13 protein-coding genes are annotated in these 12698 nt (G+C 38.9%); 6 read left to right on the forward strand and 7 right to left on the reverse strand.

The genetic code is table 11. The annotated features are described in order from the left end of the window. Window positions 1–9 precede the first annotated feature (9 nt). The 4 genes from E2L03_RS18415 to E2L03_RS18430 form a co-directional block, all read right to left on the reverse strand. Window positions 10–489: a DUF4064 domain-containing protein gene (locus tag E2L03_RS18415; protein WP_166740370.1), complete on the reverse strand. Its 480-nt coding sequence runs from the start codon at window positions 487–489 to the stop codon at window positions 10–12. Between the two features lie 121 nt (window positions 490–610). Beyond that, entirely contained in the window at window positions 611–2098 is a 1488-nt protein-coding gene (gene cshA, locus E2L03_RS18420) for a degradosome RNA helicase CshA (protein ID WP_038484257.1), read from the reverse strand. Between the two features lie 400 nt (window positions 2099–2498). After that, the gene (locus E2L03_RS18425; protein ID WP_038484260.1) at window positions 2499–2972 is read right to left on the reverse strand and encodes a thioredoxin family protein; all 474 of its coding nucleotides are present in this window, start codon (window positions 2970–2972) and stop codon (window positions 2499–2501) included. After that, window positions 2969–3397: a disulfide oxidoreductase gene (locus tag E2L03_RS18430; RefSeq protein WP_038486311.1), complete on the reverse strand. Its 429-nt coding sequence runs from the start codon at window positions 3395–3397 to the stop codon at window positions 2969–2971. The genes E2L03_RS18425 and E2L03_RS18430 overlap by 4 nt, the downstream gene beginning before the upstream one ends. A 186-nt stretch (window positions 3398–3583) precedes the next feature. Between E2L03_RS18430 and E2L03_RS18435 the strand changes: the two genes are divergently transcribed. The 5 genes from E2L03_RS18435 to E2L03_RS18455 all read left to right on the forward strand — a co-directional run bounded on the left by E2L03_RS18435 (window position 3584) and on the right by E2L03_RS18455 (window position 8392). Further along, on the forward strand, window positions 3584–5101 hold the full coding sequence (locus tag E2L03_RS18435; protein ID WP_095150981.1) for an FAD-dependent oxidoreductase: 1518 nt from the start codon (window positions 3584–3586) through the stop codon (window positions 5099–5101). 97 nt (window positions 5102–5198) lie between these two features. Then, window positions 5199–5378, forward strand: a complete 180-nt coding sequence (locus tag E2L03_RS18440) for a hypothetical protein (protein ID WP_038484267.1) — start codon at window positions 5199–5201, stop codon at window positions 5376–5378. Between the two features lie 270 nt (window positions 5379–5648). Continuing rightward, window positions 5649–6224: a histidine phosphatase family protein gene (locus tag E2L03_RS18445; RefSeq protein ID WP_134260033.1), complete on the forward strand. Its 576-nt coding sequence runs from the start codon at window positions 5649–5651 to the stop codon at window positions 6222–6224. 126 nt (window positions 6225–6350) lie between these two features. After that, the gene (locus tag E2L03_RS18450; protein ID WP_134260035.1) at window positions 6351–7280 is read left to right on the forward strand and encodes a hypothetical protein; all 930 of its coding nucleotides are present in this window, start codon (window positions 6351–6353) and stop codon (window positions 7278–7280) included. Between the two features lie 98 nt (window positions 7281–7378). Further along, window positions 7379–8392: a serine hydrolase domain-containing protein gene (locus E2L03_RS18455; protein WP_134260037.1), complete on the forward strand. Its 1014-nt coding sequence runs from the start codon at window positions 7379–7381 to the stop codon at window positions 8390–8392. 160 nt (window positions 8393–8552) lie between these two features. On the opposite strand, the gene E2L03_RS18460 is transcribed toward E2L03_RS18455, so the two are convergent. Continuing rightward, entirely contained in the window at window positions 8553–9245 is a 693-nt protein-coding gene (locus tag E2L03_RS18460; protein WP_166740371.1) for an RraA family protein, read from the reverse strand. Window positions 9246–9259: 14 nt separating this feature from the next. After that, window positions 9260–10189, reverse strand: a complete 930-nt coding sequence (locus tag E2L03_RS18465) for a hydroxyacid dehydrogenase (protein ID WP_134260041.1) — start codon at window positions 10187–10189, stop codon at window positions 9260–9262. 121 nt (window positions 10190–10310) lie between these two features. Between E2L03_RS18465 and E2L03_RS18470 the strand changes: the two genes are divergently transcribed. Continuing rightward, a complete protein-coding gene (locus E2L03_RS18470; RefSeq protein ID WP_055735486.1) occupies window positions 10311–11201 on the forward strand; it encodes a LysR family transcriptional regulator in 891 nt (296 codons plus the stop codon). A 40-nt stretch (window positions 11202–11241) separates the two neighbouring features. On the opposite strand, the gene E2L03_RS18475 is transcribed toward E2L03_RS18470, so the two are convergent. After that, a complete protein-coding gene (locus E2L03_RS18475) occupies window positions 11242–12561 on the reverse strand; it encodes a 2-hydroxycarboxylate transporter family protein (RefSeq protein ID WP_051667688.1) in 1320 nt (439 codons plus the stop codon). Between the last annotated feature and the right edge of the window lie 137 nt (window positions 12562–12698).

A 12698-nucleotide genomic window follows, 5' to 3' on the forward strand; every position in this document is an offset into this window, starting at 1 on the left:
TTTCAAATATTAAACTTGATCTACTGGCTCTAACGGTTCTTTCGGCTTACGTACAAGCGCCATAATGCCGGCAATTAAATAAAGGATTAAAGGAATTGCTGGAAGAATTAACGCGATTAATAAGAAGCTCGTCGCTCCATAAAAAATTGCCGATCCTAAGAACAAAATACTGGCAACGATGGGCTTTTTCTTCACCATCACAACCGCTACGATACCAGCGATTGCTGGGATAAGAGATCCTGCCGTTAACAATCCGAAATTCACCATTTCAATCATTTCTAACATTTCATTTGCTTGCTCTTCATTTAATGGATCTTGACCAGGTTCTAGTAACTCACTATTTTCATTTGTTGCTTCTAAAACAATTTCCTCAAATAATCCCTGATCAGCTCCAACTGCTAAAACACCTAAAAACAATGTACCTAGAAAAAATAAAACGATCCCTATAATACCAAGAACTCTTTCACCTGTTCGTTTAATCACTGTCATCTCTCCTTTTTCGATCCCCATGCTTATGTATGATATAAATTATGCTTTTATGATCGTATCATAATTCTCTATTCCTATACAGAAAAAACCTGCCGAAAAGCGACAGGTTATTTTCATACTGTTAAGACGAGCGCTTTGCCCATTGGCGCTTTTGACCGCCTTTTGGCTGATCGCTTCTGCTACGCTTCTGGTTAAAAGCGTTACGACGATCTTTGCTACGTCCATCACGACGACGGTTTCCACCGTTTCCGCCATTTCCACCACGGCCATCATGACGCTTTTTCGAACGAAGTGGTGCTTCACTTGTTAGTGCAACAGGCGTTTCATTCGGCTCTTTTGTTAAAAGCTTTAATGCTGCTGATAAGGCAGTAACTGCGTCTGTTTCTTGTAATATTTCTTTTGCTTCCACACGGTAATGGTCCTGATCGCCTTCCGTTGTTAACTCACGAAGCTGGTTGAGTACAAGTTGTTTCTGTCCAGCTAACGCTTCATCATACGTAGGTTTCGGACGTGCCGTCATACGCTTTTTGGAAACTTTTTCAATTAATTTTACGTGGTCACGCTCTGGCTTCGTTGAAAGAGTAATCGCAATACCTGATCTTCCAGCACGACCTGTACGTCCAATTCTGTGTACGTAACTCTCAGGATCCTGTGGTAAATCAAAGTTAAATACGTGGGTTACACCGCTAATATCTAATCCACGGGCAGCCACATCTGTTGCAACTAAGATGTCAATTAAGCCACTCTTAAATTTACGCAAGACGCTGTTACGCTTCGCTTGATTTAAGTCACCATGTAAGCCCTCTGCACGGTAGCCACGCTTGATAAGTGCTTCTGAAAGCTCATCTACACGACGCTTCGTACGACCAAAAACGATTGAAAGTTCAGGTGTTTCTAAGTCAAGTAAACGACAGAACACATCAAACTTCTCACGCTCATGCACTTCAACATATTGCTGAGCAATATTTTCCATTGTTACTTCTTTTGCTTTAACCGCAATACGTTTCGGGTTTTTCATAAATTTGCTTGCTAGTGACTCCATACGGCGAGGCATTGTCGCTGAAAACAAAAGCGTTTGTCTTGTATCTTGTGGCGTTTCCGCTAAGATTGTTTCGATATCTTCAATGAAGCCCATGTTTAGCATTTCGTCTGCTTCGTCAAGCACAACCGTCTCAATCGTTTGCAAACGAACCGTACCTCTGCGCATATGGTCCATTAAACGACCTGGCGTTGCAACAATGACATGCGGCTTTGCTTTTAATGCGCGAATTTGCTTCCCAAAGTCTTCTCCACCGTATACAACAACGGTACGAACCCCTTTTTCACGTCCAAACTGACGAATCGACTGCTCTACTTGATTCGCAAGTTCACGAGTAGGTGCTAGCACAAGCCCTTGTAAAACTGGTTGCGATGCATCAATACGATCCACCATTGGAATACCGAATGCGCCTGTCTTTCCTGTTCCGGTTTGCGCTTGCCCGATGACATCCTCACCGTCTTTTACAAGTTCTATTGTTTGCTGTTGGATAGGCGTAGGCTCTGTAAAGCCCATATTTGTGATGGCTTGAACAACACGTGTGTCCAGACCAAATTGATCAAACTGTGTCAAGTGTTAAAAACTCCTCATTTTTTTATATTTAAGCGCCTTAAACGCATCGAAAAGGCTGTCTTGATGCAAAAAGCCAGTGAAGTCGGCTCGCTTTGAACATCGAGACAGCCTTAAAGCTCTCTTGATTGCTTAAAATCTACAACTATACATCATAGGCGCTCATCTGTACTCAAGCAAATATCTTACCATACTATTGAAGGTTCCGCAATAGCCGCTTTCCTTCTAATAATCAACTTTTACCGTTTGCGTGACTGATGTTTCCCTCGTACCATCGGTCCCTACACTTAGTTTAACCAATTGAAAAAAAATAATAACACGGTTTTACAGCACAAGCATAACAGCCACCACTTAACGGTTCATAAAAAAGCATGTGCAACGATAGCGCATGCTTTCTCAATTCTTATGAACTAGGGGCTTCCTCCCCATTTAAAAAGGCTCTGAATGTCTCTGGCGGCTGGTTTCCAACAACGCGACGTACTTCTTCACCATTTTCAAATGCAATTAATGTAGGTGTTGATTGAATGTTATACGCTGCTGAATCATATTCCAGCACGTTGTATTGGTCAACTGTTATGTCTTCGTCTCCTGCAACATCCATTAAGACTGGTGTTGCTTCTTTACAATAGCTACATACAGGAGAAAAGAAATAAACAATGGCATCTTCCCCATTTGCAAGTTTTTCTTCTAAATCATCTGGCATAATAATATTTTGATAGTTTGGATCATCAAGCTGATCAATCGTTGCTGAATCCAAATCGTCTGTGTCGTACTGGGTATTATTTTCAAGCTGCTGACTTTGCCCCATATTTTGGATGACAATCAAAATAATAAAGACGGCCACAACAGCGCCACCAATCCAAAGTAATTTCTTCACGCAACTTCCTCCTTACGTTTTTTAATCGTGTATAAACTTGTACTAAAAATAAGAATAAATGCGGTTCCTGCAAGAAATGGAATCGTAATAAAGCCTAACCAGTTTATATATTCTCCTGAACAAGAGACAAGACCACAACCAAGCACATCGTCTTCATTTACCGGAAGTTTCTGAATGGCGTAATGGTAAATCGAAATGACCATACCGATTCCAGATAAAATAGCTGAATAGATGGCAACCCCTGTATCTTTACGAATAATGCCGACACCAATCAGAAGAACAAGTGGATACATAAAAATTCGCTGGTACCAACATAGCGCACAAGGCTCGAACCCTTTAATTTCAGAAAAATAAAGCGATCCAAGTGTTGCGACGAACGATACAAGCCATGCAAACAAAAGACTGTTTTCAATCTTCTTACTCACAAACATTCCGCCTCCCACGAACCAAACTTTCGTACAATTGTACTCCAATTAAAGCCACTATAACATGTCAAAATCCCGAACATTGAATTAGAATTCACTTTCCTCTACTGTTTTTCTTCTGTTTCATGTCTAAAATTAGTCAGACTGGTCAATTGTAATAAGAGAAAAAACTTTGGAGGCTCGAATATGAGTGAAATGAAACAACCATTAACATCCATTTGGCAACTTTCTTCTCACGATAAACCTTACCCCCATTTGGATCACAATATTGAAGTCGATATTGCGATTGTCGGTGGTGGCATAACCGGTTTAACCTCAGCTTATTTACTTGCTGAGGCCGGAAAGCAAGTGGCGGTTCTTGACGCCACCTCGTTCGGACGAGGTACTACGGGCCATAGCACAGCCAAATTAACTGTTCAACACGACTTCATTTACGACGAACTTCTTTCACATGTAGGAAAAGAAAAAGCACAGCAATACTACCAATCTCAAAACGACGCACTTGCATACGTTCGTAAGCTTGTGAAAGACAAGCAACTAGAGTGTGGATTCTCAGATGAAGACACGTATCTTTATGCAACTACACACCATGGCGAGCATCGGTTGAAACGTGAGAAAAAGGCATATGAACAGTTGGACATTCCACACGAATGGGTGACTGAATTACCAATCAATCTTACCATACGCGCTGCTTTAAAAATACCAAATCAAGCTCAATTTCACCCACTCGCTTACGTGTCCTTCCTATGCGATGAGCTGAACAAAAAAGGGGCCCAACTGTTTGAACACACCGTTTGTCAAAAAGTGACCCATGACAACGGTTCCGTTATCATACACACAAAAGATGGTCATACGGTAACCGCCAAAAAAGTCATTGCAGCTACACATTTCCCGTTTATTGATGGTGGCGGGCTTTATATGACACGATTGAAAGCGGATCGCTCATACGTGGTAGCCGGCACCACAAACGAACCGTGGGCCGGTGGCATGTACTTAAGTGCAGAACAGCCGAAACGATCCCTTCGTAGCGTAGAATTGCATGGAAAAACCTACATTTTAGTAGGCGGTGATCATCATAAAGCAGGTCAAGGAATGGATGCCCGAAATCATTACGACGCTTTGCGCACCTTTGCAGATGAGCAATTTAGCCATTTCACAGCCGAGCAGGAGTGGTCTGCACAGGATTTAACGACTCTAGATAATATTCCATACATTGGTCAACTTTCCTCCTTGCAAAAGAATGTATTTGTCGCAACAGGTTATCGAAAATGGGGGATGACAGGCGGCATATGCGCAGCACAAGTACTCACTGATTTAATTGTCGATGGAAACAGCCTATATTCAGACTTATACAAACCAATGCGCTTCCATTCCGATCCAAGCATTAAGCACTTTCTGACTGAAAACGCAGATGTTGCCAAACACTTAATCCAAGGGAAAGTACAAAATGATTATGAAAACATCGCTGAATTAGAAAACGGCCAAGGGGCAGTCGTTAAACACGACGGCAAACGAGCTGGAGCGTTTAAAGATGAGCGAGGTGATCTTCACCTAGTCGATACAACGTGTACTCATATGGGATGTGAATGCAACTGGAATCATGCCGACCTTACATGGGATTGTCCATGCCACGGTTCCCGCTTTTCCTATAAAGGAGAGGTTATTGAAGGCCCCGCAAAGGAACCACTAAAAAAACTAGATTAAGCTGTGTTGCCAGTGGCACACGGTTTTTTCTTTTTTGCTTTTATTTACAATCTAAGTAGGGTATGGAAAACTACAATTAAAAAGGAAGGTGCTCTCTATGTCCATTGGCGCTATCATACTGTCATTCTTATATTGGATTTGGCTGATCGCACTTGCAATTACCGTTATTGCAGTAGGTGTTTATGTTGGCATGCAGACTCATTACCGAAAAGTTAAAAAGATCGAAGCACAAGAGCGTCACACTTCACTTTTGCGTTCCGAAGGGGGAGAAAATTGAAAGCAAAAAAGCCTTGTGCCTTGAGACAGCTTTAATGAACATTCTCGAAGATAAACGAATAGGGATGAAAATCGTTATGGATATAGAAACTTGTTTCTGAAGATCATCTAGTGCGGTAAGTAGACACTGCGCTGTTTTTCTCCAACTAGAAAACTGCGTATGTCTCTATTCATAACCATTTTAATAGCACCCTTTACAACCATTTTCGAAACCAGGTACAGTGGAAACGACTTAAAATGTTTGTCTAATGAATTCATAGGAGTGCTCATTTTGGAAACGCATATTTACATGATAAGACATTGTGAATCACCAAAACTAGGTGGTAGTGAAGAAAGAAGAGGTCTAACTCGAAAAGGAAAAATGGATGCTAGTAAGTTAACTACATTGTTAAGGAATGAAGATATAGAGGTTTTTATTTCAAGTCCTTATACTCGTGCTCTTCTTTCAATAGAGGAATTAGCTACTGAATCTGGAAAGGAAATACTACTATGCGAAAACTTTAAAGAGTGTATATTTTCAAAAGGGGACAAAGTTGTACCTAATGAGCAAGTTTACCCTCTTGTAAAAAAAATGTTCTCGAACCATGAATACGCAATATTAGGCGGCGAAACGTATGATCAGTGTCTAGATAGAGCGATATTTGGATTAGAAAGAGTACGAAGAAACTTTGAAGGAAAAAGAATTGCGATTAGTACTCATGGATTTGTAATGACAATAATGATTCGCAATTTCATTAAACATATCGGTTTTGACTTTCTCATGGAGACTACAAAGCCTGATGTCTTTCTATTGAAATTCGATGGAATGACAGTAACTGAGTTTACTAGAATTTGGCGAGAAGTTTAATGGAGTGGTAACTGTTTTTAAAAAATTATTTAATTTATTTTTGGTCTAGTCTCAAATAAACGATTCCAGTTATTGGTTCATGAGGCATGATAGAATAGTTTTATCACAAATGAAAGGTTGGATTAGATGAGAAAGTTCTTGGTTTTATCTTTTGCATGCGGCTTTTTAGTTGCTTGCGGCGGAAATGCAAGTGAAGAAACAAACAGCGACAATGAAGAACGCTCCCATTCTACTGTTCGTGGATCAGAGGAAGAAGAGGTTACAAACGATTCAAATCAATCAGACTCACAAACAACCACCGAAGATGATGAGAAAGAACCGACAGATGCATCAGATGAAGAGCTTAGTGAGAGTGAATTGGAAGCGCTTCGAATTCTAACAGTTCCGATGGACTCCCCCTATGATGAGGATGGCAACATGAAACACGAGCATACTCAAATTGAGATTGTAGAGGACTATATGGACGATGACGGTCGTATTTATTTTGATTTAGACGAAGATCCGGTTCGAAACATTACAAACCCCGAGGACGAGAATATCGTCCATGTCACCAATTATGCCGATGTTTTTATAAATATAATAGAAGCAGAGGCTTTTCAATTGGATGAGGAATTGCGTGAAGAAGCCTACAAATTCATCATGCTTTCACCACCACAAGAGCTTGAAGGAAAAGATCCATCAGAATACCGAACATGGGAGGAAGCGTCAAACTTAGAGAGAGGCGTCATGCAAATGATTTACCTCACCGCTGCACCTATTCATAACATAGACTATATCGTTCAGGAAGATCTGTATAACCATGATGCCCTCCCCATTCTATTAGAAGAATTTGAAAAGCTTGGCTCTCCGATGGTTCTCTTCCCTGCACCTCAAACGGCGTATGACATGCAATTATTTGAACTTATACAAGACCTGCATCAAATGTGGGGACAATTAGGGCAATTCGAAAACCCAGCAGAGAACAAAGAAGAATTTGAAGAGCTTTACTTTCAAGTTAGACAAGAAACGAACGACTTAATTGTCCGAATGAATTTCTTACTGAGTGAAGAAATGTAAGACAACGAATCACGTATTGTCCCTCGCTTTTTACATTTGCCGAGTTCTCTTTAGTTAAAATCTTTGAATAGAAAAGAAAGAAGGGGGGTTTTTAATATATGTCTTTGTTATCGCAAAACAACTTCTTGATCGTTCGAAATTCAGTAATAAAATCATTTAAAAATCTTGATTGCAGTGGGGCCGCCCTCATGATTCTACACAATAATGAGCTAGTTGTAGAAGAATACTGGGGAACACACTCTAAACAAGAGAAAGCTCGATTAACTCAAGCAGATTCAAAGTTTCACCTTGCATCGTGTAGAAAAAGTTACATAGGCTTTGCAGTTGCTTATGCTACTCATCATGGCTTTATTCAATCTATCGATGAAGAAATTACTTGTTATCTTCCTACTGCACAACGAAAAGCTGTGTTTGAAGGAACGACGATTCGTCACCTATTAACGCATTCACATGGTTTAATGCAGCGTAATAACCAGATAGATCGGGAATTTCCAGCTGGCACTGGGTGGGCATATCGGGGAATCAATATTGAATTATTATCTACAATCGTTAACTATACTACAGGGAAAACAATTGCAGCTATTGTAAATGATGAAGTTTTTCGACCATTAAACCTAACAGAAACAAATTGGTATAATCAATTTGACAACACTTTCGTAGAAGTCATACGTAAACCTAAAGATAAAAACTGGTCCGCAGACAAGCATATAGATGGCAGTAAAATGAATATGTATGCTTCTGTTCGTGAACTAGCAACATGGGGACAATTGCATTTGAATAAAGGAGTTGTAAAAGGGAAACAACTTGTAAACCCTAACATACTTGAATTAGCTACATCGTTGCAAAGTCCAAGGTTTAAAAATCAAGATTTCCCTCAAAATGGCTTTTTGTGGTTTGTCAAAGATTCTTCAGCAAAACATTCAGAAATAGGTCCATTAGTACCTAAAGGGGCGTTTCAGATTCTAGGGTATACGGGTGTTACCTTACTAGTTATACCGGAAAAGAAGATTGTGGCTGTAAGAGCATTTAATAGCTTTGGGTCTCCTGAAGGATATCATTACTTAGAGGATGTTAGAGGTTTCGGGAATGCTATTATGCAATCCTTTAATTGAACAAATAAACCCGATTGAACGGAAACGTCAATCGGGTTTTCTACATTCTAAGTAGCTTTATGGTTAGTTACCTATTCATTGCAAACCGGATAGAGCTCACTAATAAATTCGAAAGCAACGTATATCATCGGCCTTCATCAATTAGTGAATTGACGACCTCCTATTCATGAATAAATTTATACCCATTCTCTTCAAGGTGTTTTTCAATATTTTTTGCGAGCGCACTCTCTTCCCAATTGCCACTTTGTATGATTTCCATTGATTGGTTCTCGTTATTAAGTAACGTTTCAACTTTTGCCAAGATACCTTCAGCCTCTTGAGGTGGAATAACCACAATGCCATCTTCATCCCCGAGTATGATGTCTCCGGGATGTACAACCTGCCCCCCGCAAGAAATATCTACATTTACTTCACCGGGTCCATTTTTATAAGGTCCTCTTCCTGTTACACCGGCAGCAAACACAGGGAAATCTTCTTTTTGAAGGTAATCAACATCACGAATACACCCATCAACAACGAATCCGGCAATGTTTTTACTTTTTGCAATCGAATACATAATATCTCCACATATACTATGATTCATATCTCTTCCAGCCTCCACTACAATGACATCACCAGGCTGCGCCATAAGGAGTGCTTGGTGAAATAACATATTATCAGCAATGGATGCTTTGACAGTTAAAGCCTGACCTAATAGCCTTTTTTGTTTGCCGAATGGCTTTATATAGGCATTCATGCTATACAACCGTTCCATACAATCAGATACATTTGCTGAAGGATATTCCCTAAAGCAATCCACTAAAGCCGGATTCAAATTCTCTCTATTTGTGTAAATTCGCTTCCCTACGCTCATAAACATTCTCCTTTTTAAAGAACACTATAATTTGGTTTTTCATCCCTCAATACAAGAAGCACTTCGTTCACTACGGTAGACCCCATAAGAGCCATTGCTTCATGGGTGTTGGCTCCAATATGAGGTGTAGCAACAAAATTTTCCAAGCTTAAAAGCTTGTTCTCACTCGTTGGTGGTTCTTTTACAAAAACATCACTTGCTGCAGCGTAAATATGTTTATGAATTAAAGCGTTATAAAGAGCTTCCTCGTCAACTACTCCACCCCTAGATGTGTTGATAAGAATTGCACTTGGTTTCATTAATTGAAGCTTCGATTCATTTATTAAGTGCTTTGTATTCTCCGTCAATGGAACACTAATCGAAACGAAATCTGCTGAAGTCATCAATAAATCTAAATCAACTTTTTGAATGCCTAATTGATCACACTCTTCTCTAGAAATATATGGATCATAGGCAAGGACTTCCATATTAAATCCTTGTTTTGCAATCGTAGCTGCTATTCTACTAATTTTACCCGCACCCACAATACCAAATGTTTTTTTACTTAATTGATACCCCGTTAGTTCTTTTGGCGCGATTGTTTTATTTTTGTCTTGCTTTCCTCTTTCGAAGCTCAAACTCACATTACGAGCCATATTCATGGCTAACGCAATAATTAATTCACCTACAGATTGAATATTCGCTTGTGGGGTGTATACAACGTTGATGCCATATTCTTTTGCTGCTTTAATGTCAATGGAATCGTATCCAACACCATGTTTTCCAATGACTTTTAAGTTTTTTGCTTTAGCAATCATATCCCGAGTGACTTTTTCAGCTCTAATGATAATACCGTCCACAACATCAATCTCATTAACATCCTGTGTAATGGTACAATATTCTTCAAGTGTTTTCATTGCGTTTACGTCAATATGCTCCGTTAAGAGTATTTTAAATGGTTTCACCTGTACACCTCGTCATCTTGATAGCGTTATCATTGTATTAAGTTTATCTAGTAGGTTTATTAATGTAAAATAGGTATTAAGCTTATTAAATAACGATAAATATGTTATAAGGTGGTCTGTTATGAATTTAAATTTTATAGAAACATTTTTAGCAGTTGTTAAAAAGAAGTCATTAAGTGCGGCAGCAAAAGAGCTGCATATCGCACAAACCACCATTAGCCAAAGACTGATGATCGCTGAGACAGAATTAGGATTTAAGTTAATAGAACGAGGAAAAGGTGTTAAAGAAATTAAGCTAACGCCTGCTGGAGAGGAATTCCTGAGATTAGCAGAACAATGGGATCACATTGATAAAGAAATGGATTTATTAAAGAAGCGTGGTCCTAAATCGGTTTTAAGCGTAGGTTCAGTTGATAGCTTCAATACTTTTTTTCTTCCAGAAGTTTATAAAGAGATTAGTACCCTCACATCTTCCTTGTTTTTATCAACGCATACCTTACATTCAAAAGAACTCTACGATGAAATTGAAAACCGTTCCATTGATGTTGGTTTTTCTCTCGCCATTAGAAACAGCCCGAACGTCAATGTAAGTAAATATTTCGAATCACCACTTGTTGTTATAAGCGCGAAGAAATACCTAGGTGGGAAAAGTTTAAATATTAGCGAGCTAGATTCGAAATATGAACTCTATATGCCGTGGGGGGAAGACTATAGAATGTGGCACGAATATTGGTGCGGGGAAATGATTCACCAGCAGTTCAAATTAGATAACATGAACATCCTACTCGGTGTACTGGAAAACTCAAAATATTGGGCGGTTGTTCCTGAATGGATAGCCCATAAGATCGCTATGGAAAGAAAGCTTTATAGCTATCAGTTGGAAAACAATCCGCCACCCTATATTTGTTATCAATTAACTCATAAAAAACCGTTCATCTCTAAAAAACATTCTCTTGAGCTATTTACTTATGTGTCTAAAAAAAACCTTGAAGAAACGAACATTCACAGGTAAAACAACACCCCCTGTCACAAAACAGGGGGTGTTTATTAAACTACGTTGCAGATAATAAACTCATAACGACAATGGTGAGAACGCCACCTATTCTCGTGGTAATCTGAAGAAATGGGAAGAGCTGCATTCGTTCACTTGCTTTTAACACTGCTACATCTCCTACTCCACCCATGTCTGCTAAAGCTAATCCTGAGATAATGGACGATTCCACGAAGTAGAAACCAATAATCCACCCTGCAAAACCTGCAATGGTTGCAATAATTACCACGACCATTACCGTTACAAACATATTTGTTGGATTCGTTATTAAATCTAGTACACGATTTACGTCTATTAGGCTGGCACTTATCGCTACAAGGACGGCAGGAACCCATACTCTACTAATAAAATTAAACCACACTTCGGCCCCACTATTAATTTGATTCGGTAGCAAGTTCGTCAGTTTTAAAATGGCAGCTAAAACAATTAACCATACAAAGGTATGGAAGAAAGGAAAAAGCCCGTTTAGTAGGACACCTGACATGTAAAGACCGCCAGCTACCATTATGCCTATTCCTATATTTTTAATGGATTCAACTAAACGATTTCCTTCTTCCACTTTAAAAGAATCGTTTTTTACTCTTAATGGATTCCCATTTCCTGAGAAACCTTTAAAAGGTGTTTTCTTTCTTTTTCCGAGGAAATTAAGAATGGATGCTAATAAAATACAAATAATATTGGAGACCATGACGGCAGGTGCCAGAATATCAAAGAAATCAGAAGGTACACCACCCATATTGTCTGCATATATTTGCGATAATGGAATGGCACCCGTCGTTAAACCACTTGCCATAATGGGAGCGACAATCAATAATATTGTGTATTTAAAACCTAAACCAAATAACTGACCTAATAACCCACCTACTAATGCACCTAATAAAATGGTTGTCATAAGAGGAATAAGCATCTTCAAACCAACTGTTATCAGAACTTCTCTTTTAATACTTAAAATACTCCCAACAATTAATCCAGCTACGATAAAATCTTGAAATCCAAATCCACTATAAAAATTTTGAGCAATCTCTGACATTGATTCTGGCAAGACCCCAACAAATATGAGCACCGCAGGTAAAAAAATGCAGAGTAATGTACCTCCCCCAAACTCTGAAAATTTAGGAATCGAATCTCCAATCCATAGAAAAAGCCCACCTAATCCCATGGTAATCATTAATCCTGTAATAATATTTATTGGTAAAATATTTAAATACAAACAAAGAATTGCTGGAATCAATAGAGCCAAATATAAAGGCAACCTTATACCATAGATCTCGTCCGTTAAGAATCGATTCCGTCCTGTTTCTTTTAATTTCAAATCACTCATTCCATATTCCCCCTGATTGGTAGCGCTTTCTTTATTGATAACTTATTCTAAGGATAATATTATTTTTCTTATTGTAAAGTAGCAAATTCACCTATTAAATAGCACAAATATAGATATTAAATGGATTTATTCCACTC

The organism is Shouchella oshimensis (assembly GCF_004375095.1).
GTDB classification, from domain to species: domain Bacteria; phylum Bacillota; class Bacilli; order Bacillales; family Bacillaceae_D; genus Shouchella; species Shouchella oshimensis.

Bases quoted from the DNA above. Each gene is read 5' to 3' on its own strand.
- E2L03_RS18415 (WP_166740370.1), bottom strand. From the start codon at position 489: ATGACAGTGATTAAACGAACAGGTGAAAGAGTTCTTGGTATTATAGGG.
- E2L03_RS18435 (WP_095150981.1), top strand. From the start codon at position 3,584: ATGAGTGAAATGAAACAACCATTAACATCCATTTGGCAACTTTCTTCT.
- E2L03_RS18440 (WP_038484267.1), top strand. From the start codon at position 5,199: ATGTCCATTGGCGCTATCATACTGTCATTCTTATATTGGATTTGGCTG.
- E2L03_RS18450 (WP_134260035.1), top strand. From the start codon at position 6,351: ATGAGAAAGTTCTTGGTTTTATCTTTTGCATGCGGCTTTTTAGTTGCT.
- E2L03_RS18455 (WP_134260037.1), top strand. From the start codon at position 7,379: ATGTCTTTGTTATCGCAAAACAACTTCTTGATCGTTCGAAATTCAGTA.
- E2L03_RS18460 (WP_166740371.1), bottom strand. From the start codon at position 9,245: ATGAGCGTAGGGAAGCGAATTTACACAAATAGAGAGAATTTGAATCCG.
- E2L03_RS18470 (WP_055735486.1), top strand. From the start codon at position 10,311: ATGAATTTAAATTTTATAGAAACATTTTTAGCAGTTGTTAAAAAGAAG.
- E2L03_RS18475 (WP_051667688.1), bottom strand. From the start codon at position 12,561: ATGAGTGATTTGAAATTAAAAGAAACAGGACGGAATCGATTCTTAACG.